This window comes from Paludisphaera borealis, from assembly GCF_001956985.1.
In the GTDB taxonomy this organism is placed as follows: domain Bacteria; phylum Planctomycetota; class Planctomycetia; order Isosphaerales; family Isosphaeraceae; genus Paludisphaera; species Paludisphaera borealis.
The window spans coordinates 5,043,370-5,068,953 of the sequence record NZ_CP019082.1; the positions used below are offsets into that span (position 1 = coordinate 5,043,370).

Consider the following 25,584-nt stretch of genomic DNA (forward strand, 5'->3'; position numbering starts at 1 on the left):
CCAATCGAAGTCCGGTCCGCTCTTCTTCAACGTCCTCGCCTCTCGATTAGTAGCCCGACCTCCCTATCCCCCCGGGCCGGCCGATAGACGCGGACGCGGGGGGACGGAACGTCCCAGGTCAGCAAGACCAACTGGAAAATGTGGAGATAACGTGTCATTACAGGATCAGCACCTCATACGTCGGTGATCGGCCCGTGGATGTCGTTGTCGCTCGTGGACGCGGCGTTGAAACTGACCGTCGTGTTGTGCTTCGTCGACCCGGGGGTGGTGAGGTAGAGGCCGCCGCCGACGCCTTGGCCGTTCTGCCCGTTCGTGCCCAGGAAGCCTCCGGAACCGGCGGACCCGCCGACGGCCGAGTTGCCGGCGAAGAACCCGCCGATCACCGCGTTGAGCAGGTTGAGCAGGGCGTTGGCGGCGACGTAAATGCCGCCGCCGAAGGCGTTGCCGCCGTTGCCGCCGATCCCCTTGAGGCCCACGCTGCCGCCGTTGCCGGCGCGGGCCGTGTTGGAGACGACGGAGCCGCCCGAGAACGTCAGGGTCCCGGCGGTCACCGCAATGCCGCCGCCGAGGGCGTCGCCGCCGTTGCCGCCGGTCCCGCCGGTGGCCGCGTTTCCGCCGTTGCCGCTTTGCGCCAGGTTGGCGGAGACGGTGCTGCCGGTGATCGTGGTCGTCCCGCCCGAAGCGATGCCGCCGCCGGTCGCGCCGCCGCCCGCGCCGCCGGCCGCGCCCGGCCCGCCGGTTCCTCCCGAGCCGCCGAGCGCCGAGTTGCTGCTCACGGTCGTGGCGTCGATCGTCGCCACGCCCGACAGGATCGCGACGCCTCCGCCGGTCGAGCGCCCCCCCGCGCCTCCAGTCTTGATCGTGCCGTTGCCCCCCGCGCCGCCTCGGGCGCCGTTGAAGTTGATCGTGAACTTGCTCAGGCTCAGGCCGCCGGACTCGCGAAGGCCGGCCGCGAAGATGCCGCCGCCAATCGCCGCGCCGCCGTTGCCCCCGGCCCAGCCGCTGCCGCCGCTGCCGGCGTTGGCGTTGCCGAGCGAAATCGAGCCCCCCGCGAGCGTCATCGAGCCCAACGAGGCGACCGCGGCGCCCAGGGCGTCGCCGCCGTTTCCGCCGTTTCCGTCGACGCCGCTGCCGAAGCCCCGGCCGCCGTTTCCGCCGTTGCCGCCGGTCACGTTGTCGAAGAGGAAGCTGATAGTGGACGCGTTGAAGTTGAAGGACGAGTTCAGGATCGCGCCGCCGCTAGCGGAGCCGCCGTTTCCGCCGTTTCCGCCGTTGGTCCCACCCTGGGGCGAAGGTCCGCCGTCGCCTCCCTTGCCTCCGGCCCCGCCGTTGGCCTGGTCGCTCGTGAATGAGCTGGGGGCCGCGATGGTGAAGTTGTTGCCCTGGTTGGCGATCGCGCCTCCCCCGGCTGCGCCGCCGTTTCCGCCGTTTCCACCGTCGCCGCGAATGCGCGTATCGCCGCAGAAAGCTCCGCCCTGGCCGCCCACGCCGCCGTTTCCGCCGTTGGCCTGGTCGTTCGTGAACGCCGCCTGCGTCCCGATCGAGAAGCCGGTGCCCTGGTTGTAGATCGCTCCGCCGAGCGCGTTTCCGCCGTTTCCGCCGGAACCGCCGTTCCCCCCGATTCCAGGGTCGCTGTGGCCGGTGAAGAAGGTGAAGCCGCCGTTTCCGCCGTGATTGCCACCGTCGCCGCCGATTCCGCCGGTCGCCCGGTTGCCGAGCAGCTTGTAATAGGCCGGTATCACGAAGTTGGCGGCTGTGTTGTCCAGCACGCCGCCGATCGCGTTGCCGCCGTCGCCACCCGCGCCGCCGTTTCCTCCCATGCCGCCGTTGGCGTTGCCCGCGCCGGTCTGGCCGCCGTTGCCGCCTCCCAGACCACCCTTGCCGCCGGTGCCGCCGATCGCCGAATCGCGGGAAAGGGCGTCGAACCGCGCTGCGATGTTGAAGACCGCCGTGTAGAAGGGATTGACCGAGTTGCCGCTGGCGACCGCCGTGACGACGTCGCCGACCACGATGCTCAACGGAGTGACGTCGACCACAGGGTGATTGTAGATCGCGCCTCCCTGGGCCGATCCGCCTGCGCCTGCGTCGCCGCCGTTGCCCCCCGTACCGCCATTGGCGTCGTTGCCCGCCGTGACTCCGCCGTTGCCGCCGCCTGTCCCGCCTGTCCCTCCGGCGCCGCCGACGGCCGAGTCGTCGGTAAGCAGCCCAAGGCTGATGTTCAGGTTGACCCTCTGGTTGATGGAGACCGGAACGATATTGGCGACGCCGATGATCTCGGTGGGGACCGCATTGGTCAGGGTGCTGAACTTGGAGATGATGAAGCTGTTGCCCGTGTTGTCGATGGCTCCGCCGGAGGCGTCGCCGCCGGAGCCAGCGTTTCCGCCGCCGCCCCCGACTCCGCCGTTCGCGTTGCCGGCGCCCAGATTCTGGCCGCCGTTGCCGCCGCCCAAGCCGCCGTTTCCGCCGGCACCGCCGGTCGCCGAATCACTTACGAGATTCGTGTCCGAGAGGTTCAGATTGGCGACCGAGACGTTGAACAGCGGGCTGTAAGGCGGGCTGGCGACCTGCCCGGCGACGACCACGCCCCCAGACTTGACCATGGTGATCGAGCTGAAATCGGCGATCGTAAATCCGTCGCCGCCGGCGGACTGTGAGGTTCCCTCGCCGTTGTCGTCGTTGTTGCCGCCGTTCCGGATGGCCCCACCGATGGCCGCGCCGCCGTTACCGCCGGCTCCTCCGTTGCCGCCGGTCCCGCCGTCGGCGTCGCCCGCGCCGCCGTTGCCCCCACCGTTGCCTCCCGCGCCCCCGGCTCCGCCGTTGGCCTTGTCGCCGGAGAGTTCCCGGATGGTGATGCTCGCCGTGACGATCGAGATGTTCAGACGAGGCGTCGTGTACGTTCCGACGGCCAGGGTGCTGAACTTGGAGACGATGAAGCCGTTGCCGCTGTTGTTGATGGCGCCGCCCGCGGCATTGCCGCCGTTGCCGCCAGAACCGCCGTCGCCGCCGACTCCGCCGTTCGCGTGGAGGGTGGTCAAGGTCAGGCCGCCGTTGCCGCCGCCCAGCCCGCCGGCTCCGCCGGCCCCGCCGTTGGCCGAGTTGTCAGACAACGTCGTGAGGACGATGCTCAGGGAGTCGATGAAGATTTCGGGGCCGAGCGTCGTGCCGCCCCCCGTGTTACTCGACGAATTCATCACGGTGCTGAAGACCGCGACCAGGAAGCCGTCGCCGGTGTTGTCGATCGCGCCTCCGGAGGCGTCTCCACCGCGTCCGCCCGAGCCGCCGGCGCCGCCGAGGCCGCCCGGCGTGTTCAGTGAGATCGGTGGGCCGGGGTTCGGCGTACCGGGGTTCTGAAGGTAGACGCCGCCGTTACCGCCGCCGGCCCCGCCGATTCCGCCGGCTCCGCCGTTGGCCGTGTCGCCGGAGAGGTTCCGGACGTTCAGGCTCGGGAAGTGCACATAGAGCTTCTGGACCGACGACTGCGAGTTGAGCGTCGCGTCCACGGCGCTGAAGAGCAGGGAGTGGAAGCTCGCGCCGGTGTTCTCGATCGCTCCACCAGATCCGGCACCGCCCCATCCGCCGCCGCCGCCGTTGCCGCCGAGGCCGCCACGAGCCTGGCCGATCACGCCGACGCCGCCGTTGCCGCCGCCACCACCCCCGGCACCGCCGGCTCCGCCGTTGGCCGAGTTGTCGGACAGGTCGGTCACGTTGATGGAGAGCGAAAAGAGGTCGATGAGCGGGGTCGTGACGGCCAGGCCGCCCCCGGTCCCGCCGCCAGACCACGGCGTCGTGCTGAAGACGGCTTCAAGGAAGTTGTTGGCGAAATTGTGAATGGCACCACCAGACGCGCCGCCGCCGTAGCCGCCGTAGCCGCCGTAGCCCCCGACCCCGCCGTCGGCGTTGCCCAGGCTCGCGGTCGCGCCGCCGTTGGCCCCGCCGGACCCGCCGGCCCCGCCGATTCCGCCGGTCGCCTTATTTCCGGAGAGCGACCTGAGCCCCACGCTCAAGAACGTCAGTGGGCTGGGGGACGCCGTGGCCTGCGCGGCGGTCGAGCCCGCGCTTCGGCCGCCGGCGAGAGTGCTGAACGCCGCGACGGTGAAACTGTCGCCGATGTTGTCGATGGCGCCGCCGAAGGCGTACCCGCCCCAACCGCCGCCGCCGCCGTTGCCGCCGTGAAGGTTGCTGCCGTTCGCATTTCCGCCCGAGGCGGTAAGCCCGCCGTTGCCGCCGCCGCCGCCGCCGCCGCCGCCCACGCCTCCCGTGGCGGAGTTGTCGTCCAACATGTTGAACTGGATGGTGAAGAACGCGGCGGACGCCAATCCCTGGGCGACCGCGATCGGCGTCCAGAAGTCGAGGGTCGGGGTGGTCGTCAGGGAGGAGAAGCCCAGCACGGAGAAAGACGAACCGGTGTTGTAGATCGCCCCGCCGCCGCCCGAGCCGCCGTTGCCTCCTCCTCCGCCGTCACCCCCGACCGGCCCGTTGGCCTCGGTCCCGATGAAGGTCAAGGAACCGTTGTTCCCTCCGCTGCCGCCCACTCCCCCCGCGCCTCCGGCAGCCGCGTTGCCGTTCAGGAGATTCAACTGGATGAGGGACCCGAGGCTCCCCGGCGCTGGCACCGGGCCGCTCCCCAGTGGGGTGAACGCGGAGACCGTGAAGTTCGCCCCGGTGTTGTAGATGGCGCCGCCGAGGGCGAACCCGCCCCAGCCGCCGAAGCCGCCGTTGCCACCGTTGGAAGCGCCGCGGCTGATGCTTCCGGTGAACGACTGGACGCCCAGAGTTCCGCCGGCTCCGCCGCCGCCGCCGCTTCCTCCCGCGCCACCGGTCGCCGTGTTGCCGATCAGGAAGTTGAGGTTGGACGGGTTGAATCCCGCGCCGGGAACCGGCTGGCTGATCGGGCTTGGGATTCCCGAGGACGGAACCGAGATGTTGTAGATCAGGTTGGCGCCAGTGTTGTAAAGGGCGCCGCCCTGGCCGCCGCCGCCGAGCCCGCCGGAACCGCCATCGCCGCCATTGGCGTCGCCGCCTGCGGCATTGCCGCGATACGCCGTGACGCTGATCGCGCCGCCGAAGCCGCCGAGCCCGCCGGAGCCGCCCGCGCCGCCGGTCGCCGAGTTGGTGTTGAGGGGACTGTTCAGGATGAACGCGCCGTCCGCCACGTTGTAGATCGCGCCTCCCTGGCCGTTGCCGCCGTTGCCGCCGGATCCGCCGCCGCCGCCGTTGGCGCTGCCGCCTGACGCGTTTCCCGTCTGTGCGAGGATGGTGATCGAGCCGCCGAAGCCGCCGAGCCCGCCGGAGCCGCCCGCCCCGCCGGCTGCCTTGTCTCCCGTGAACAGGCCGCTATTCACGACCAGGCCCAAAGCTGAGTTGAAGAGCGCGCCGCCGAGCCCGTCGCCGCCGCCGCCGCCGTTCCCGCCGGGGCCCGCGTTGGCGCTGCCGAGGATGAACCCGACAGGCACATTGCCCATGTTGATGATCGCGCCCGTGCCGCCGAGTCCGCCGGCTCCGCCGGCTCCGCCGGTCGCCGTGTCGTTCGCCAGGGTGCTGGATATGATCTGGAGGCCCCTTCCCGAATTGTAGACGGCTCCTCCGGAGCCATCTCCGCCGGCGCTGCCGTTCCCGCCGGCCCCGCCGACGCCGCTGCTGAACGGGATGCTGATGAGGCTGGCGACGAGGCTGCCCGCGCCCCCCGCGCCGCCGGCCCCGCCGGTCGCCGCGTTTCCGCTCAACTCGCTCAACTGGACGAGCAGGTTCGCACCCGTATTGAAGATGAAGCCGCCGTCGCCGTCGCCGCCGGTATTCCCGGCGCCTCCTGGACCGCCGACGGCGATCACGAAGGGCGTCCCCAGCAAGCTGCCGATCAAGCTTCCCGGGCCGCCCGAGCCCCCCGCGCCGCCGGTCGCGGTGTTGCCGGTTGCGCCGGTCAGGGCCAGGATCTGGAGATTGTTGCCGAGGTTGTAGAGGGCGCCTCCCTGACCCGCGCCGCCGAGTCCGCCGAGTCCGCCGGCCCCGCCCGTTACGAGGGTCCCGGGGCTCTGATTGGCGGGGGTCGTCGAGATGCTGCTCAGCAGGCCGCCGGACCCGCCGGACCCGCCGGCGCCGCCGTTCGCCGCATTGGTCGTCACGACGGAGGAAGCCGGGAGCGAGAAGCCATTGGTCGTGTTCCAGATGCCGCCGCCCTGGCCCGCGCCGCCGTCTCCGCCCATGCCGCCCGTAGCGCCCAAGACGTTCGCCGATGCGCCGACGACGACGCCTCCGATGAAACTCGCCGCCCCGCCGGTGCCGCCAGCGCCGCCGGTCGCGGTGTTGCCGGTAAGCGTGAAGATCGCGGGCGTCGAAGCCGCGGCCGCGGCTGTGCCCGGGCCGACCGCCGATGAGAAGGTGACCAGCGAACCGGGATTGAAGAGGCCGCCGCCGAGACCCGCGCCGCCCGCGCCGCCCAGGCCGCCATTGGAACCGTTGGCCGCTCCCGCATTCACCTTGATATTGAGCGCTCCACCTGCGCCTCCCGCGCCGCCGGCGCCGCCGACCGCGGCGTCGCCGGTCAGTGTGACGGGCAAGGCGAGGACCAGCGAACCGGGAAGGCGGAAACTCCCGGCGTTGTAGATTCCGCCGCCCGCGCCGAGTCCGCCGGCCCCGCCGTCGCCACCGACGCCGGACTGGACGCCGGGGTTGATCGGGACGGGCTGGGGCGAAGTGTTAAGGAGGAGGCCGAAGCCTCCGCCTCCGCCCCCTGAACCGCCGGTGCCGCCCGTCGCGGTGTTCGCCTGGAAGGTGCTGGCCGACACCGTCGCGGACGTGGCGCCGTTGAAGAGGCCGCCGCCGAGCCCGTCGCCGCCGGACGCGCCGGTACCGCCGGCTCCGTTCTTGACGAGTTGGGTCGAGCCGTCGAAGATCAGCACGGTGCCGCCTGAGCCGCCCACGCCGCCGGCGCCGCCGGCGCCCCCCGTCGCGGCGTTATTGGAGAGCGTCGATCCGCCGATCGAGAGCAGGGCCCCGGAGTAGAAGATCCCGCCGCCGGCGCCTCGACCGCCGGCGCCTCCATTCGCTCCGTCGGCGGCCGAGGTGCCACTGTTGACGGCGAAGTTGCCGGCGCCTCCGCCCCCGCCAGCCCCTCCGGCGGCGGCCAGGGCCGAGGACGTAGCGATCGTGCTGTTGGAGACGGCGAGAGGGCCGTTCACGGCGTAGAGCCCGCCGCCGAGGGCGTCGCCGCCGACGCCCCCATCGCCGCCCGCGCCTCCATTGCCGACGGAAAGGGTCTTGAAGTTGAGCACGGTCAGCCCGGCGTTCGCCGCCGAGCCGCCGTCACCGCCGGCACCCGCGAGCCCGCCGACGGCTTGGGATGCGCTCACCTGGTCTCCCGCGAAGTTGACGCCCCGTCCCGATGTGAAGACCGCGCCGCCCCGAGCGTCGCCGCCGTCGCCTCCCTGTCCACCGGTCCCCGCGCTGCCGCCGAGGCCGCCGACGCCGTCGATGACAGGGTTGTCCGTGATCTTCGTGGTCGTGGTGACGTTGGTCTCCACATGGGTCCCGACGGGCACGAAGAGGCAAAAATCCACGACGACTGTGATTTTCACGTTCACATCGACCGTGATGGTGATCGTGTCGAGGATCTGGGCGCCGAATCCTCCGGCCCCGCCGGAGCCGGCGTTGCCCGCGGCGCCTCCGGCGCCCGCAAGGGCCTGTGCCGAGGCGATCGTCGTGTCGGTGATCGAGACGAGGCTGGTGTTGGACTCGCTGCTCGCTACGTAGACGGCTCCTCCGTCGGCGCCTCCGCCGAGTCCACCGGCTCCGCCGTTGCCGCCGTTGCCGCCGTTGCCTCCCTTTCCGCTCTGGTTCGCGGACAGAACGGCGAAGTCGAACGACGAGTTGCACGCGGTGCATACCTCGCCCGTCTCTCTGCTGATGATCTCCTGGACGCCGTCGGCCGCGACGAAGAGGTCGCAGACCTGATCGGCGCTGGCCCCCACGCTGATATTGACGTTCACGGCCACATTGACGGTCAACGAGAAATCCAGCCCTCCACCGCCGGCCCCGGCGTTGCCGCCGGAGCCCGCGCCGCCGCCGGCTCCGGCGACGGCTTGATCGGCGGTCAATTGGGATTTGGCGATGACGACGGAGCCGCCGACCGAATAGATCCCGCCGCCGGCGGCGGCTCCGCCGGCTCCGCCGGCCCCGCCGTCGCCGCCGCTTCCGCCGTTGCCGCCCGCTCCGTTGACCGGAACGGCGAAGGAAGTGTTCACAGAGAACGAGAAGACGACCTCGAACCGCGTCCCCGAACCGCCGCTCCCTCCATTGCCCGCATTCCCGCCCTGTCCACCGGAGCCGCCTAGGGCTTGATCAGCGGATACGATGCTCCCGCCGACCGCGAGGTTCCCGCTGGCGACGTAGATCCCGCCGCCCAAGCCCGCGCCGCCGCCACCCCCGGCTCCCCCCGCGCCCCCGCTGCCCGCGTCGCCGCCGTTGCCGCCCTGGCTGTCCCCGCTCTTGTCGGCGATGTTCGCCGAGAGCGAACCGTTGCCTCCGGCTCCGCCCGCGCCGCCGACGCCCCCGCGCCCGCCCGGGCCGCCGACCGCCTGGTTCGACGTCACAAGGGTCAGGGAGACCGTGAGCGTCCCTCCCGCGAAGTAGATCCCACCCCCGATCCCAGCGCCGCCGGCTCCGCCGGATCCTGCGTTGGCGCCGTTTCCCGCGTTTCCGCCGTTTCCGCCTGATCCGGCCGTGGTCAGCGTCAGCGAGCCATTGCCGCCTGCTCCTCCTGCTCCGCCTGCTCCGCCGTCGCCGCCCGGGCCGCCGAACGCCGCATTCGACGTCACCGTGCTGTTGGTCAGCGACAAGTTCCCGCCCACGAGGTAGATCCCGCCGCCGACCGCGCTGCTGCCGGAGCCCCCCGAGCCGCCGCTCGCGCCGTTGGTCCCATCCGTCCCGTTGCCGTTCGTATTGCTGACGCCGTTGACGCCGTTGATCCCAGCGGCGCCGATCGAGCCTGGCGACCCCTTGACCTCGTTCGATGCGAGGATCACATCCGTCAGGCTGAGATTGGCGGAACTGGCATAGATCCCCCCGCCTTGACTCCCATGCGGAGAGCTGTTCGTCGCCCGACCGAGGGTGACCGTCAGGCCCGCGATCGCCACGTTGAGCTGGGCGCCCTGCGTGGGCGTTACGTCGAAAACCCTGGAATTCAGGGCCGCGCTGATCGTCAGGCGATTCGAGCCCGGGCCGATGATGGACAGGTTTCGGGAGATCGCCAGCTCGCCGGTCGTCAGCGTGATGGTGTGGCCGACCAGCGAGTTGTCGAACGTGATCGTGTCTCCCGAGGCCGCGGCTGCGATCTCGCCCCGCAACGATCCCGGCCCATTGTCCGAATCGTTCGTGACGATGAGCGTCGACAGCAACGTCCGATCCTCGAGGCCGAGCACGATCGGCCTGAAGCCGATCGCCGCCCGGGCGCGATTCCGACGACGACTGCGTTCACGAGTCTTCAACGAGCTGCCCAACCATCGCTGCGTAACGGAGCGGGACATGGGTGAATCTCCTGGTGACCTCGGCCGACACCGGCCGAACCGCTGCTCGTCTGGCGACGCTCGCCTTCCCTGGATCGGTTAGCAAGATGCAGACGGAGCGCGTGCGCGACCGTGCGCTTCGCTCGGTTGATCGTCGTGAGAACAGATCAAGAGGCCCCGCGTGCGTGCGGCGAGGAATGGGCGTCCTGGCCCGAGAAACCAGCGTTTGGCTCTGCAAGGGCCGCCGCAGCCCGCAGGAGTGCGAGAGAGGGCTCGCGGCGATGCGTCACAAAGTGTGAATACGAACATTCATCGCGACGGCTTCGACCGGTGTGAACAGGTCGCCGTCAACGAGACAGTCGATTCAAGGCGACAGCATATCCAAGAACACTGCAGGATTAAAGAAATAGAATGTCTAATGAACGAGTAGGTCTAAGGGACCAGCATGTTCAATGGGCACAGTAAATCGTCGGGCGTGAGGCGAGTCAAGCAAAATCCCCCTTTTTGTTCCAAGTCCATGTTTATTTTTCGCAACATTCAAAGCGGATGAAATATAACAATCAAATACAAATTTGCGTGAGGTGTCTCCATGGCTTCGTTGGCTATATGGCGAAATATAGCTTGGCGGTTGGCGGTTGATCGGCGGCTTATGGTGGCTATTGGAGGTTTTGTTTTGCCTGAGCTTCGCATTGAATCTAGTGCTCGGCCGTAGCCTGGCGGGAAACATATCGATTTAAGCGGCGTGTGTGCGGCGTTGGTTCGTCGGAGACGCGCCGGCTGATCGACTTGTGCCAACCAAGTCGTGTCGATGAAGATTAAAATGTTTTTTGCTGCGTCGCCATGAGCTTGGGTTGCTCGTCGTTCGGGACGGCAGCCTATTGACACGGAGCATGTCGGTCACAACCGTGCATGTGAGGTCGCAAGGGCGGCGTTTCCCGCTCGGATCGTGAAACGCGGCTTGCGGGTCGCGCGCCTGTGGTCTGACAGGCGCTTCCGAACCTGGCCGCAGAGGGTCGTGGGGACCCGAGGGCTGCACATCAAGGTTTCCATCGGCGTCGCAGCTCCGTCTCTTTTCGGCTTCAAAGAATGCCTGACGGTGAATTCATCCTGTGTGAGCGACGCCTTTGGAGCGGGCCCGCCGACGCGGGCTCGTATGGAGAATCGTCGATGAGACGAATCGGATTGGTCGTGAATGGAGTGTTGCTCTTCTCGGTGGTTTTCGCGACGAACGACGTGCGAGGCGGCTCGTACGCGACCGTCGACGTACCGGGCGGCACGTCGACCAGCGTCGCCGGCCTGAACAATCTGGGGGTTTCGGTCGGGACTTACGCTGTCGGCGCTACCTCGCACGCCTTCATACGTCTGGCGGACGGCGCGATCAGCGGGTTCGACGTGGCGGGAAGCATGTCAACATATGGAAATGGAATTAATGACGGCGGGGTCGTCGTCGGCTACTACGACACCGGGCTGGGATTCCAGGCGTACGAGCGCGGCGTCGACGGGACGATCACCACCTTCTTCGTGCCCGGGGCCGCCTCGACGTACGGCAGCGCCGTCAACGACCTCGGACAGATCGCCGGCACGTACTCGCTCAGCGGCGTCTTCGACTTCCATGGTTTCATCCGCGGCGTCGACGGGACCTTTTCCACCTTCGACGTGCCCGGAGCCTCATGGACGTATGCGCAGGGCATCAACGATCAAGGCCAGGTCTCGGGGTTCTACTTCGACGGGCTGGCGTTTCACGGCTACGTCCGCGCCGCCGACGGCAGTTTCACCACCTTCGACGTCCCACAGAGCATGTCGACGTTCGGGGGCGGCACCAACAACGATGGCCAGGCCGTCGGATACTCCGTCGTAAGCTTCTTCACCAGCAGCGGGTTCGTGACGATCGCCACCGGCTTCGTGCGGGACCCCGATGGCGCGGTCACGAGTTTCGTCATACCGGGGAGTTCTTCGACCTACATCTCGGACATAAACGATTACGGCCATTTGGTGGGGAGCTATACCGTAAACGGCGTCACTCACGGGTTTATCACCCCCATTCCGGAACCCGGCGGTTGCCTCATGCTCTCGTTCGGAGCCCTGGGCGTCCTGGCCGCCACGCGTCGTCGCCGGTGATGGACTGCAGCGGTCGCGACCGAACCAGCGACGACGTTCGCCGATGCTCAGGTCGACGAGCCGGCCTCAACAGTCCGTGACGCGGCTGCATCCTGCTCGCGGTAGACGTCGCCGGGGACGTCATGGGCTGCGTCGGTCTGCTCCGGCGACAGCGTGGCCGACCCTCGGTACGAGCGGCGTCGCGTGCTCGGCGAAGGGGCTGTCGCGCTCGCTTCGAGAAACGGCTCACGTCCCTTGGCCCAGAGCAATCAATTGTTTAACATGCAGCTCTCTTCCGAACGCGATCGGGCTTCGGCGGAGCGGAGCGAGCCTCATGCGACGTCGCGAGTTCTTGCGAACGGGCCTGGCCGGCCTTTCACTGCCGCAGCTCCTCGCGATGAGGGCGCGGGCGGGGACGCCTTCGACCGGCGAGCGGACCGCGTTGATCGTGGTCTGGCTCCAGGGCGGGGCGAGCCACCTGGAGTCCTACGACCCGAAGCCCGACGCGCCGGCCGAAATTCGCGGCCCGTTCGGGTCGATCGCCACGAAGGCCGAGGGAGTACGCATCAGCGAACTCTTGCCGCTCCATGCGGCGGTGGCCGACAAATTTACGATCCTGCGTTCGCTGTCGCACTCGGGCTTCTGCCATCAGCAGGGCAACCAGCAGATGTTCACGGGGCACCCGGAGCAGACGCTCAAGCTCAAGCCCGACCACCCCGACCTGATGTGCATCGCGCACCGGGCGAGGTCCGACCCGAGCCGACGGGTCCCCTCGTACGTCGGCGTCAATCCGATCCCTTACCTCGGATCGGCCTATCTCGGCCCGGCCTTCGAGCCGTTCGGCGTGTACGGCGATCCCAACGCGCCTGGGTTCTCGGTCCCCGGGATCGGACTCGCCGATCCGGCCGAGATCGCCCGGCTGGAGCGAAGGAAAGGGCTCGCGACGGGCTTCGACGGCCTCCTCCGCGCGATGGACGACCCGGCTCAGTCGCAGGCCTTCGACTCGTTCCAGCGGCAGGCGTTCGCGCTCACGACCGGCCCGGAGGCGCGGCGAGCCTTCGATCTCGACAAGGAAGACCCCCGGCTTCGTGACCGCTACGGCCGCAACACCTGGGGCCAGCGTTGCCTGCTGGCGCGGCGGCTGGTCGAGGCGGGCGTCGACCTCGTCGCGACGAGCCTGGACGGCCCCCTCTGCGGCCGGATCGGAAACTGGGACGACCACGCCGTGAACCACCACGTCTTCGACGCGATGAAGACGCGGTGCCAGTATTTCGACCAGGCGGTCAGCGCCCTGATCGAGGACGTTCACGCGCGGGGGCTCGACCGCCGCGTGCTGGTGGTGGTGACCGGCGAGTTCGGCCGCACGCCGAAGATCAGCTATGACAAGGATTCGGCCTCCGGAGTGAAGCAGCCGGGCCGCGATCACTGGCCCCGCGCCGTCTCGCTGCTGATGAGCGGGGGCGGAATCCCCGGCGGCCAGGTCGTCGGCGCGACCGACCCGCACGGCGCCGATGTGACGCGCCGGCGCGTCGGCGTGCGCGACTTCCTGGCGACGATCTACCGGCACCTGGGAATCGACGCCGAAAGCCTCGTGATCAATGACCGGACCGGCCGACCGGTGCTCGCGCTGCCCGAAGGCAGCCCGATCCCCGAATTGACCCGGGCCTGACGCCGTCGGCGAACCCTCGGCTCGGGCTTCCGTCGCGGCCTCGCCGATGGTATGTTCGTTGAAGCATTGTTCAACATCCGGTCTCTCCCCCGGCGTGGATGCGGAGGTGCGCGACATGAACCGGACGATCCTCAGCCTGTTGTTGTCGATGGTTCTGGCCCAGGGCTGGACGACGACCCGCGCCGACTCCCCCGAGGGGGCGTCGGAGAACTTCTTCGAACTTCGCGTGCGGCCGGTGATCGCCGGCCAATGCGTGAAATGCCACGGCCAGAAGAAGGCTAGCGGCGGCCTCCGCGTCGATTCGCGGCAGGCTCTGCTCGACGGGGGCGAGAGCGGCCCGGCCGTCGTCCCGGGCGACCCGGACGGCGGCTCGCTGCTCCGGGCGATCCGCCACGCCGATGAAGATCTCAAGATGCCCCCCTCCGGGCCCTTGCCCCGTGCCGTCCAGGACGACCTGGCCGCCTGGATCGCCGCCGGCGCGCCCTGGCCCGAGTCCGCCGCGTCCCGGCCGATCGAGGGTCAGGCCCACTGGGCCTTCGAGCCGCTCCGGCCCATCACGCCCCCCGAGGACCCGACCGGCTGGGCCTCCTCCCCGATCGATCGGCTTGTCGCCGCGGGGTGCCGAGCCCAGGGCGTTCACCCCGTCGCGCGGGCTGACCGTCGCACGTTGATTCGGCGGGCGTCCTTCGATCTGATCGGCCTGCCGCCCGAGCCCGAACGGGTCGAGGCGTTCGCGGCCGACGAGCGTCCCGACGCCTACGAGCGCCTGGTCGACGAGCTGCTCGCCTCGCCCCACTACGGCGAGCGCTGGGGCCGCGACTGGCTCGACCTCGCCCGATACGCCGACACCGCCGGCGACAATTCCGACTACCCGATCCGCGAGGCGTACCTCTACCGGGACTACGTGATCGACGCCTTCAACGCCGACGTCCCGTACGATCGCTTCCTCCACGAGCAGCTCGCCGGCGACGTATTGGCCGCCGACGGCCCTCCCGACGACTACGCCCGCCGCGTGATCGCCACCGGGTTCCTCGCCCAGTCCAAGCGGTTCGGCACGGTGAAACTCGAAGACCCCCACCAGATCATCGAGGACACTCTGAACACGACCGGCCAGGTCGTGTTGGGCCTGTCGCTGCGGTGCGCCCGGTGCCACGACCACAAGTACGACCCGATCACGGCCCGCGACTACTACGCCCTGTACGGCTTCTTCGCCGGCACCAAGTATCCGTTCGCCGGATCGGAAGAGGACCACAAGCCGAGCGAGTTCGCGCCCCTGGTCGCGCCCGACCAGTTGCAGGACTACAAGAAGCAGTATGGCGAAGAGCTCGCCCGGCTCCAGGCTCGCCTCGACGAGGCCGAATCCCGCGGCGAGGCTGCGACGAAGGTGCGCGATCTGGCCCTGACGGCCGCCGTGTCCGAGTTCGTCGCCGGTGCCGCCGGGCCGACCGATCGAGCTGTCGCAGCCAGAGAGGCCGAGGCGGCGAAGGCCGAACTGGCGAAGGCCGCCCGCCGGCGCGAAAGCCAGCTCCAACGACTTCAAGCTGAGATCAAGCGGCTGGAGCAGGGGGGCCCGACGGCCCTGGCCCCGCGTGCCTACGCCGTCCGCGACGGCGGGCCGACCAACGTGAAGTTGCAGATCGGCGGCGATCCCCAGAAGCTCGGCGACCTGGTTCCTCGGGGCGTTCCGAAGGTGTTCGATCCGGCCGGGACCATCGACCTGCCCCCGACCGGGAGCGGCCGGCCCGCGCTGGCGCGCTGGCTGACCGAGGGCCGGCCCCGCCCTCTGGTCGCGCGGGTGATGGTCAACCGGATCTGGCAGCATCATTTCGGCAAGGCGATCGTTCCGACGCCCTCGGACTTCGGGCTTCGCGGCACCCCGCCGACCCACCCCGAACTGCTGGATTGGCTGGCCGCCGACTTCGTGGCGTCGGGCTGGTCGATCAAGGCGATGCACCGGCGGATCATGCTGTCGGAGACATACCGACTCGCCTCGAAGCACGACTCGGAGAACGCGGCGATCGACACCGGCAACGCCTGGTACTGGCGGTTCGACCGCCGGCCGCTCGACGCCGAGGCCCTGCGCGACGGCCTGCTCGCCCTGGGAGGCAACCTCCGGATCGACCGGCCGGGGCCCCATCCGTTCCCGGCCGAGGGGACCTGGGCCTTCTCCGCCCACCACCAGTTCAAGGCGGTCTATCCCTCAGAGCACCGGAGTATTTACCTGATGGTGCAGCGGCTTCACCCGCACCCGTATCTCGCCCTCTTCAACGGGCCCGACACGAGCGTGACGACAGCCGTGCGGGATCGCTCCACGGTGTCGCTGCAGGCGCTCTACATGGTGAACAACCCGTTCGTGCACGACCAGGCGCGGCGGTTCGCCGGGCGCTTGCTCGCGGCCGAATCCGACGCTTCGGCCCGTCTCCGCCTGGCCTACTCTCAGGCGTTCGGCAGGCCGCCGACGGGTGCCGAACGCGACCGGGCGGAGGCGTTTTTGCGCGATTACGAGCGGAGCCTCGCCGACGAGGGCCTGCCCACCGATCGCCGCGAGGGGGAAGCCTGGGCCGGTCTGACCCGGGCCCTGCTCGCCTCGAACGAGTTCCTCTACGTCGATTGACCGACGATCTCCGAGGGTCGAAACATGACGGATGGATCGCTGAATCGCCGCACGTTGCTCCGCCGAGGTTCGGCGCTGGCGGCGGCCGGGGGGCTGGGGCTCCATCGCCGGCTCTCGATCGCCGCCGCGGCGAGCGCGGGCCACCCGCTGGCGCCGCTCCCGGGCCACTTCCCGGCGAAGGCGAAGCATATGATCGTCTTCTTCATGACGGGCGGGCTCTCGCATCTCGACACGTTCGACTACAAGCCGAAGCTCCAGCGCGACCATGACAAGACGGTCGGCAAGAACAAGGTGCTGGCCTCGCCCTACCGGTTCCGCCCGCGCGGCGAGTCCGGGAAGATGGTGAGCGAATTGTTCGAGCACGTCGGCGGGGTCGTCGACGAGTTTTGCTTCCTGCACACCGTTCACGGCGACTCGGCCGGGCACTCGGCGGCGACCCTGGGCATGCACACCGGCTCGGTGACGATCCCGCTGCCGAGCCTCGGCTCGTGGATCAGCTACGGCCTGGGAACGCTCAACACCAACCTGCCGTCGTTCGTCGTGCTCGCGGCCAAGGAGCCGTACAACGGCTTTCAGGTCTGGGACGCGAACTTCCTGCCCGGCTATCACAAGGGCGTGCGGGTCGTCCCCGGCCCCGACCCGTTGCCCGACGTGAGGAGCCCCGTGCCTTCGGTCTCGCGGCGCGATCTGGAAGCGCGGATGCTTCGCGATCTGAACCAGGCCCACCTGTCGGCCCACGACGCCGACCAGCTCCTCGCGTCGCGGATGACGACCTTCGACACCGCCTACGGCCTGATGCGCGAGGCCCCCGAGGCGTTCGACCTCGGCCGCGAATCGCGCCCGACGCTCGATCTCTACGGCGCGTCGGCCGACGCCCCCAGCTCGTTCGCCGCTCAGTGCCTGACCGCCCGCCGGCTGATCGAACGGGGCGTGCGGGTGGTCGAGCTGTTCGACGTCGGCTCGAATACGAACTGGGACAGCCACAATAACATCGACGACCATGTCTCTCTGGCGCGCAACGTCGACCAGCCGATCGCCGCGCTGGTCGCCGACCTGAAGCAACGGGGACTGTTCGACGAGACGCTCATCGTCGGCTGCTCGGAGTTCGGCCGCACCCCCTGGCAGGACCTGACCCCGCGCGGCCGGGGACATCACAGCCGCTGCTTCACCTGCTTCCTGGCCGGCGGAGGCGTGAAAGGCGGCTTCAGCTTCGGCGTCTCCGACGAGTACGGCGACGCCCCGGCCGAGGACCCCGTCCACGTCCACGACTTCCACGCCACGATCCTCCACCTGATGGGCCTTGACCACACGCGCCTGACTTACCGCTATTCGGGCCGCGACTTCCGCCTGACCGACGTTCACGGGAACGTCATGAAGCAGGTAATCGCATGACCGGGCCGGATCGATTGCGAATGGCGCTCGTCTTCGCCGCGACCGTCCTGGCCTTTGCGCCCGGCGGTCTCCGAGGCGACGAGCCGCCGGGCGAGGCGGCGCGGCCGGACAGGGTCGTACGCCTGTTCAACGGCAAGGACCTGACCGGGCTCACCACCTGGCTCAAAGACACGAAGCGGGACGACCCGCGCAGGGTCTTCCGCGTGACCGACGGCCTGCTCCATATCACCGGCGACGGATTCGGCTACCTGGCCACCGAGAAGGCGTACCGGGATTACCGCGTGGTCGTCGAATACAAGTGGGGCTCGCGGACGGACGACGACGGCGCTTCCGTTCGCAACTCGGGCCTGCTCCTGCACGCGACTGGACCCGACGGCGGCGCCGGCGGGACGTGGATGGCGTCGATCGAGTGCCAGCTCGCCCAGGGGTGCGTCGGCGACTTGATCGTCATCCCTGGCCTGGATTCGGCGGGCGGACCGATCCCCGTGCGACTCACCAGCGACGTCGTTCTCGGTCCCGATAACCGCCCGCGCTGGAAGGACGGCGGCGCCCCGCGGACCTTCACCCACGGCCAGCTCTGGTGGTCGAAGCACGATCCGGAGTTCCGCGAGCTGCTCGACACGCGCGGCAAGGACGACGTGGAGAGCCCGCCGGGCGAGTGGACCAAGGTCGAATCCGAATGCGTCGGGGGCCGGATCACCGTCCGTGTCAACGGCGTCGTGGTCAACCGAGCCTACGACGCCTCCCCCGCGGCCGGCAAGATCCTGCTCCAATCCGAGGGTTTCGAGCTGTTCGTGCGCACGTTTGAACTCCACGCCGTCGAACCGGGAAAGGGCCCGTCATGACGCCGAGACGCTCCCGTCGGGAATTCTTCCAGGCCGCCGCCGTCGCCGGGACGTTGGGAGCGATGCCGAACGCGCACGCGGCGGGCAACGACGTCATTCGAGTCGGCCTGGTCGGCTGCGGCGACCGCGGCACGGGGGCGGCCTCGCAGGCGCTCGCCGCCGACTCCGGCGCACGGCTCGTCGGCATGGCCGACGCCTTTCAGGACCGGCTGGACGCGAGCCTGGAGCTGCTGAAGGCCGACGAGAAGATCGGCGGCCGGGTCGACGTCCGGCCCGAGAAGCGGTTCGTCGGCTTCGACGCGTACAAGCGGCTCCTGGAGAGCGGCGTCGATCTGATCCTGCTTTGCACGCCGCCGCATTTCCGACCTCAGCACCTACGAGCGGCGGTGGACGCCGGAGTCCACGTTTTCGCCGAGAAGCCCGTGGCCGTCGACGCCCCCGGCGTCCGCTCGGTGCTGGAGACCTGCGAGCGGGCGAAGGCCAAGCGACTCTCGGTCGTCTCCGGCCTCTGCCTTCGGTACGACGACGGCTTTCGCGAGACGGTCCGGCGCATCCACGACGGAGCCATCGGCGAAGTGGTCACGCTGCTGGCCAACGACTATCGGAGCGGCCGTTGGAGCAAGCCGAAGCAGCCCGGCTGGACCGAGATGTATTATCAAATGAAGAATTGGTACAACTTCACCTGGCTTTCGGGCGACTTCAACGTCGAGCAGCACGTCCACTACCTCGACGTCTGCGCCTGGGCGATGAAGAACCAGTATCCCGTCTCGGCCGTCGGCATGGGAGGGCGCCAGGCGCTCACCGGTCCCGAGTACGGCCAGATCTACGACCATTTCTCGGTCACCTACCAGTACGCCGACGGCGCGGTACTCATCAGCAATTGCCGGCAGCAGCCGGGTTGCAAGAACGACATGAGCGCCCGGGCGATCGGGACTCGCGGGCGCGCCGATTTCGCCGAGCGCCGCAAGGGCATGAGAATCCGGTCGGAGGGGGGGGAGTGGGTCTTCGAAGGGCCGACGAACGCAATGTACCAGACCGAACACGACGTGCTGTTCGCCAGCGTCCGCGACGGCCGTCCCGTGAACAACGGCGAGTACATGGCCAGGAGCACCCTGCTGGCGATCATGGGCCGCATGGCCGCCTACACCGGCCAGGAAGTTACCTGGGAGATGGCCCTGAATTCCCGGGAAGACCTCAGCCCGACGCGGTACGATTGGGACGTCGCGCCCCCTGTCTGCCGGATCGCCGTCCCGGGGCAGACCCCCTTCGTTTGAGGGAACGACGCCCGTTTGGAACGCAACTGGAGGCGATGTGGTGACGCTCAATCCCAGAATCCGCCTTCATTCTCTCGACCGCCGCGCCTGGCTACGGATCGCGGCCGCCGGGGTCGTGGCGGGGGCTGTCCGGACGGCCGGCGCCAAGGAGGACGGCTCGAAGTCCCCTGCCGATCGGGGCCGGCCGACCCGGTTTCAGATCGCCTGCATGACCCTGCCGTACGCGCGGTTCCCGCTCCAGCGGGCGCTCGGCGGGATCCAGGGGGCGGGCTATCGATACGTCGCCTGGGGCACGACGCACCAGGAGGCCGGCGGGGAAGCGCCGATCCTCGCCGCCGATGCACCGCCAGGCCGGGCGAAGGAGCTGGGACGGCGGTGCCGCGACATGGGCCTGGAGCCGCTGATGATGTTCTCGGAGGTCTATCCCGAGGCGACCGACGGCGAGGACGTCTTGAAGGCCCGCATCCTCCAGGCGGAGGCGGGGGGCGTGCCTCAGGTGCTCACCTTCGGCCATACCAGGGGGGGCAACCGCCGGCTCTGGGTCGAGCGGTTCCGCCGGCTCGGCCCGATCGCGCGCGACCACGGGGTGACGATCGTCGTCAAGCAGCACGGCGGCGAGACGGGCACCGGGGCCGCCTGCGCCGAGATCGTTCGCGAGGTGGCCGACCCAGGCGTTCGGGTCAACTACGACGCCGGCAACGTGATGGATTACCTGGACGTCGATCCGATCCCCGACCTCCGCGCCTGCGCCGGGGAGGTCCGGAGCTTTTGCATCAAGGACCACCGGAACTTCCCGAAGGATCAGGACTGCGGCCCCGGCTTCGGCGAGATCGACCATTACAAGCTGCTGTCGCTCGTGGCCTTCACCGGTCGCGACCTACCCTTGTGCTGCGAAAACATCTCCGCTCCGCTGATCCGTCCTCCTTCGGACCCTGAAGGCGTCGACGCCCTGGCTCGCCGGGCCCGCGAGTTCCTGGAAGTGGTGATCCAGGGACTCCAGGCCTGATCGGCGAGGCGCGGGCTCAGCGGAACGTGACCCGCTCCGGGCAGAACCGCTTCAGTTTTTCGGGATCGATCGTGATGCCGAGGCCGGGGCCCGACGGGATCGTCAGCTTGCCCTCGGCGTCGAGGCGGAACGGCTCGGTCGTCAGCTCGTCCATATAAGCGGACGGCGTCAGGTACTCGACGTAGCGGGCGACCGGGATCGCCGCCGAGAACTGGAGGTCGGCCGCCAGGCCCACCGCCGTGTTCCAGCCGTGCGGGACGACCTGCACGTTGTGATCGGCGGCGAGCCAGGCGATCCGCCGCGACTCGCTCAGGCCGCCGTTCTTCGTGCAGTCGGGCTGGAGGATGTCCACCGCCCGCCGCTCGATCCAGGGCCGGAACGACTGCCGGCGCGTCAGCACCTCGCCGCCGGCGATCGGCACCGGCGACGTGCGGGTCAGCTCGATGTACCCTTCGAGGTCGTCCGGCGGCAGCGGCTCCTCGAACCAGACGATTCCATAGTTTGCGAGCATCGCCGCCGTGTTCCGGGCCCAGTTCACCCCGTGCGGCCAGAACTGCTCGCTGCCCCCGGCGTCGACCATCAGCTCCACGGAGTAGCCCACGGTCGCGCGGGCCGTCTTCACCAGCAGCTCGTCGAACGCCCGATTCCGGCGTCCGAACGGCCGCCACCCGAGCTTGATCGACCGGAACCCGCGCCCGACGACCGCCTCAAGCTTCCGGCTCAGGGGTTCGGGCTCGTCGAAGAGGATCGAGCCGTAGGGCCGGATGCTCGTCCGATAGTCGCCTCCGAGCAGCCGGGAGATCGGCTGGCCGCAGGCCTTGCCCATCAGGTCCCAGAGGGCGATGTCGATCCCGCTGATCGCGTGCTCGACGGAGCCGCCGCGCCCCTGCCAGAAATTCGCCTGGCGGAGCGTTTCCGACACGCGCTCGGGCTCGACGGCCGACTCGCCGCGCAGCAGCGGCCAGAGGAGTTCGACCGCTCCGGCCACGAGTCGGCCGGAGGTGAAGCAGCTCCCGTACCCTTCCAGTCCTTCGTCCGTCCGGAGCAACACCAGCGTGTGCAGGTTCTCCTGCGGCTCGTGCCCCTGTGGCCAGCCGCCGTCGACGGTGGCGCCGGTGAGCGGACAGACTTCGATCGACGTGATCTTCACGATGGCAAACCTCTCGCAGATCCGATGGCGCCCGTCGGGTAGTCGGTGATTTCCCGGGGCGTGGAAGCAATTCCTTCGGCCGGGTGATCCCCGGGCCGGACGCATCGGTAAAGGATACGCAGAGAGGCGCGCCGTCGATACCCCCGAGCCGGGCGCGTGGCTTACCGTCCCGGATCGGCTCGGCCTTGACAAGCGGTCGACAGCCGAAGAAATTGACAAGGGTTGAATCAAGGCCAGGTGGAATGGAGCGCGCGATGCTCAAGATTCCCGGTGAGTCGGCACGCGATTGCGACGGTCTAACGAGGAGGAGCTTCCTCCAGGTCGGGACGCTTGGCCTTGGCGGGCTCGCGTTGCCCGAGTTCTTCCGGCTCCGGGCCCAGGCGGCGGGTCGCGGTGCCGGCCCAGGCGCAGGCGCCCGGCGGAGCGTCATCCTGATCTGGCTCAGCGGCGGACCGGGCCACATGGAGACCTGGGATCCGAAACCGGACGCCTCCAGCGGCTTCCGCGGGCCTTTCGGCGCCATCGGCACGAGCCTGCCGGGCGTCCACCTCGGCGAGCTGATGCCCGAGCAGGCGAGGCGGATGGACAAGCTGGCGGTCCTTCGCACGGTCAACCACGGCACGGGCGACCATACCAAGGGCAACCACTGGATGCTCACCGGCTACGAGGGCCCGGCCTTCAACGCGCCGGACAACACCGTCCAGCGCCGGCCGTCGATCGGCTCGGCGGTGGCCCGGCTCACGCCGGACAGCGGCTCGGGGATGCCTTCGTACGTGGCCGTCCCGAACCTGCGGGGCGGGACCGACAACCTGTTCCACTACGCGTCCTATCTCGGGGGCGGCTCCAACCCGTTCGTCGTCGAGTCCGACCCTAACGACCCGAAGTATCGGGTCCGGAACCTGTCACTGCCCAAAGGCGTGACGCTCGACCGCCTGGAGGATCGCCGCCGGATGCTGGCGGCCATGGACCAGGTCCGTCTCGACGCCGACACGAAGCTCCGCGACCTGGACGCCTACCACGAGCGCGCCTTCAGCATGCTCACCGGCCGGAGCGTGGCGAAGGCCTTCGACATCTCCGCCGAGGATCCGAGGCTGCGCGACAAGTACGGCCGCCACACCTTCGGCCAGAGCGCTCTTCTGGCCCGCCGCCTGGTCGAGGCGGGCACGCCGTTCGTGACGGTCAACTGCGTTCCCTGGGACCACCACGGCACAGCCCCGCAACTCACGACCGAGGATGGGGCCCGCAAGCTCATCCCGCCCCTGGACCGCGCGATCGGCGCCCTGATCGACGACCTGATCGTGCGCGGCCTGTACGACTCGACCCTGGTCGTGGCGATGGGAGAGTTCGGCCGGACGCCTCGGATGAACAAGGACGCAGGCCGCGACCACTGGGGCAACGCCTTCAGCGTTCTTATGGGCTGCGGATCGATGAAGATGGGCCAGGTCGTGGGCCGCAGCAGCGAGCGCGGGGAGCACGTGGTCGACCGCCCCATCGACCCGCAGGACGTCGCCGCGACCGTCTACCACCACCTCGGCATCGACGCCCGCTCCATCACCTTCGAAGACCGGGCCGGCCGCCCCGTCTACCTGCTCGACAAGGGCGAGCCGATCCGGGAACTGGTCGGCTGAATCGCGAAGAGCGGCGGCGGGGCCGGGTTCGACGCCCTTACTCGACGGTCACTTCCTTGACGTCCGTCGCGAGAGAGCAGGCGGCCGCCCGATCCGGGTTCTTCAGCACGGACACGTCTTCCAGCCCCGTCACCTCGGACAGTTGGACCGCGACGTTGTAGGTCCCCGGACGGAAGGGGACGATCTCCTGGAATCTCGCCTTGAGGGGCTCGCCCTTGGCCGGGGCCGAGAAGATTTGCTCCTGGTAGTCGATGCGAGAGAGGATTTTCGAGTCGACGTGATCCATGACGAACAGGGACCACATGTACGACGTGCCGTCTCGCGAGTCGTGGTACTCCACTTCCGCGTCGACGCCGAACTGTCCCGCCCCCCCGGTGACGGTCATATCGCTCATCTTGAACTCGGCCGTGAACGTGACGGGGATCGCCCCCTCAGGGATTGCGTCTGGCAAGCCGTTCACCGCCCCCTTCTTCGTAAAAGCGGGCTGGGAGGCGTCCCGCGGTTCCTGGTGCTTGCGGGCCATGAGCCGCGAGGCTGTCAGCGCGCTGAGCACGCACACGCCGATCAAGAGACCCGACTTCTTGACATGCATCGCCATCATGATTCTATCCCGAAAAAGGGGGCGTCGTGTTCACGAAGTCCGCGAATCGAGTGAGCGGGGGCGATCGATATTGTTGTGCAACGCCAACCGCTCCTTTCGGCTGGGTTCGACCAAATTCCCGCGTAATCATAGGCGTGCGGTAACCGTTCACGGGTCGGCGCTGTTGAATCAGCACGAGCCGACTGAGGGCGGGGTCAGCGATGGGACGGCGAGGGCCGCGCGATGGGCCTGGAAGGCGGAGGTCAGATAGTCGAGCACGTTGCGGCCTTGTCGTCGGCAGGTGGCGACGACCGTCAGCATCCGCTCGACGAACCGACTCCCCGAAGCGCTGGCGGTCCCGCCGCTGATCCGTCGCCAGATCACGGCGTGACGCACCGCGCGTTCCGAGACGTTGTTGGTCGGCTCGACGCCCGGCCGCCGCGCGAAGTTCCACAGCCCGGCTTCCAGCCGCAACAGCTCCGAGCACGTACCGGCCGCCCGCTCGCTCGCGCACCGCGCGCCGGCCTCCAGCGTCGCGTGGACCAGCCGTTCCAGACCGCCGATCGCTTTTTGATATGTCGCTCCGCCGAGCAGTCCGTCGCGCGCCTTGCGATGGATCCGGAACAGCCGGTTCGACAACCCCAGCAGCCGGCCGCCGAACTTCGCGCCGACCCCGCCGCGGTCGATCATCGCCTGGAAATCGCGGCGGAGATGGCTCCAGCACAGTTGCCGGTCCGCCGCGGCGATCCAGTTGTACGCGCTGAAGCGGTCGCTGCCGACGGTCCGGTCCGGCCTGTCGCCGAGCAGGCTTCGGGCGACCTCGCCGGAGCGGTTCGCGGCGATCGCGAAGACCGTGGCGGTCGGGGTCGTCGCCGCCCACAGCCAGGCCCGACGGCCTTGCTCGCGCCAGCCGGTCTCGTCGACGTTGACCACGGCCGCCTCGTGGACCGCCGCGGCCAGTTCGCGGTGGGGTTCGGCCAGGGCGAGGGCCGACCGCCGCTCCAACTTGGCGATCATGCCGGTGGAGATCGACAGCCCCAGCAAGTCGCCGGCCAACTGGCGGATCTGCCGCTTGCTCAGCCGATAGGCCCCGGCCAGGGTCGCCAGCACCGCCTGGAGCCGCGGGCCGAAACAACTCGCGGAGCCCCCCTCGGGGAGCGTGCCGCAAGTCGACGCGCCGCAGCCGGGGCAGGTCAGACGATGCAACCGATACTGATCCACCCACGGATCGAACCGGGGGATTTCGGCGACCTGATGGACCAACGGCGCCGGATCGACGCCGTCGAGCGGCCCCTTGCACCGCCGGCACGACGTCGGCTTGCAGTCGGTCGACGAGTCGAGCTGCTCCGGCGGAACCAGCGGCCGGACCGCCCTGCGATGCCCGGGCTGTCCGCCCCGCTTGCGTCGCGACGGCGGCGCCGGCGGCTTCCGCTTCACCCCGATCGGGTCCGACGACGGCGGCTTCGACGAGTTGGTCGAGTTCTGGTTCAGCCGCGCCTCGAGATCGGCGATCCGCCGCTCCAGAACGTCGATCCGCCGCTGTGTCGCCAGAAACACGGCGGCGACGGCCGCCTGCGCGTCAGGCGGCACTTTACTCCAAAGCTCCTCGGGGATCGGCGGCGCGTTCGTCATTACGACGGTATAGCGCCCTCAACGGCAAAGTTCAATACCAGGCCGTGACCGCTTACGGCGTGCGAATCCACTGGGACCAATCGAATCCGCATTCCACGAGCAATCGTGATTACAAGTCTGATCGGGGCCGAATCCGCGACTATGAAAGGAGTGCAGTCCGCCGCGGCAGGCCGCACAATTGCCAAACCGATGGACCAAAA

Annotated in this window: 12 protein-coding genes; 8 read left to right on the top strand and 4 right to left on the bottom strand. The window is 69.1% G+C overall.

The window, feature by feature from the left end; genetic code table 11:
* Positions 1 to 173 precede the first annotated feature (173 nt).
* The gene (locus BSF38_RS32460; protein ID WP_168189419.1) at positions 174 to 9,518 is read right to left on the bottom strand and encodes a hypothetical protein; all 9,345 of its coding nucleotides are present in this window, start codon (positions 9,516 to 9,518) and stop codon (positions 174 to 176) included.
* 1,146 nt (positions 9,519 to 10,664) lie between these two features.
* Here BSF38_RS32460 and BSF38_RS19430 point away from each other — a divergent pair.
* From BSF38_RS19430 to BSF38_RS19460, 7 genes are all read left to right on the top strand, one after another.
* Positions 10,665 to 11,615 (top strand): hypothetical protein, encoded by a 951-nt coding sequence (locus tag BSF38_RS19430; RefSeq protein ID WP_145952237.1) that lies wholly within the window; start codon positions 10,665 to 10,667, stop codon positions 11,613 to 11,615.
* A 313-nt stretch (positions 11,616 to 11,928) separates the two neighbouring features.
* Entirely contained in the window at positions 11,929 to 13,263 is a 1,335-nt protein-coding gene (locus BSF38_RS19435; protein ID WP_076348402.1) for a DUF1501 domain-containing protein, read from the top strand.
* 115 nt (positions 13,264 to 13,378) lie between these two features.
* Positions 13,379 to 15,877: a PSD1 and planctomycete cytochrome C domain-containing protein gene (locus tag BSF38_RS19440; RefSeq protein ID WP_076348404.1), complete on the top strand. Its 2,499-nt coding sequence runs from the start codon at positions 13,379 to 13,381 to the stop codon at positions 15,875 to 15,877.
* Positions 15,878 to 15,901: 24 nt separating this feature from the next.
* A complete protein-coding gene (locus BSF38_RS19445; protein WP_076348406.1) occupies positions 15,902 to 17,269 on the top strand; it encodes a DUF1501 domain-containing protein in 1,368 nt (455 codons plus the stop codon).
* Positions 17,270 to 17,289: 20 nt separating this feature from the next.
* Positions 17,290 to 18,114, top strand: a complete 825-nt coding sequence (locus BSF38_RS19450) for a 3-keto-disaccharide hydrolase (RefSeq protein WP_076348408.1) — start codon at positions 17,290 to 17,292, stop codon at positions 18,112 to 18,114.
* The gene (locus tag BSF38_RS19455; RefSeq protein ID WP_076348410.1) at positions 18,111 to 19,388 is read left to right on the top strand and encodes a Gfo/Idh/MocA family protein; all 1,278 of its coding nucleotides are present in this window, start codon (positions 18,111 to 18,113) and stop codon (positions 19,386 to 19,388) included. The genes BSF38_RS19450 and BSF38_RS19455 overlap by 4 nt, the downstream gene beginning before the upstream one ends.
* Positions 19,389 to 19,428: 40 nt before the next feature.
* Positions 19,429 to 20,394 carry a sugar phosphate isomerase/epimerase family protein gene (locus BSF38_RS19460; RefSeq protein WP_145952238.1) on the top strand — a complete coding sequence of 322 codons (966 nt, stop codon included), beginning with the start codon at positions 19,429 to 19,431 and terminating at the stop codon, positions 20,392 to 20,394.
* A gap of 16 nt (positions 20,395 to 20,410) precedes the next feature.
* On the opposite strand, the gene BSF38_RS19465 is transcribed toward BSF38_RS19460, so the two are convergent.
* The gene (locus tag BSF38_RS19465) at positions 20,411 to 21,544 is read right to left on the bottom strand and encodes a mandelate racemase/muconate lactonizing enzyme family protein (protein ID WP_076348414.1); all 1,134 of its coding nucleotides are present in this window, start codon (positions 21,542 to 21,544) and stop codon (positions 20,411 to 20,413) included.
* A gap of 254 nt (positions 21,545 to 21,798) precedes the next feature.
* Between BSF38_RS19465 and BSF38_RS19470 the strand changes: the two genes are divergently transcribed.
* Positions 21,799 to 23,172: a DUF1501 domain-containing protein gene (locus BSF38_RS19470; protein ID WP_076351153.1), complete on the top strand. Its 1,374-nt coding sequence runs from the start codon at positions 21,799 to 21,801 to the stop codon at positions 23,170 to 23,172.
* 37 nt (positions 23,173 to 23,209) lie between these two features.
* On the opposite strand, the gene BSF38_RS19475 is transcribed toward BSF38_RS19470, so the two are convergent.
* Together BSF38_RS19475 and tnpC are read right to left on the bottom strand one after the other, a co-directional pair.
* Positions 23,210 to 23,773 carry a hypothetical protein gene (locus BSF38_RS19475; protein ID WP_076348416.1) on the bottom strand — a complete coding sequence of 188 codons (564 nt, stop codon included), beginning with the start codon at positions 23,771 to 23,773 and terminating at the stop codon, positions 23,210 to 23,212.
* 168 nt (positions 23,774 to 23,941) lie between these two features.
* Positions 23,942 to 25,384 (bottom strand): IS66 family transposase, encoded by a 1,443-nt coding sequence (tnpC, locus tag BSF38_RS19480; protein WP_076342953.1) that lies wholly within the window; start codon positions 25,382 to 25,384, stop codon positions 23,942 to 23,944.
* Positions 25,385 to 25,584 lie beyond the last annotated feature (200 nt).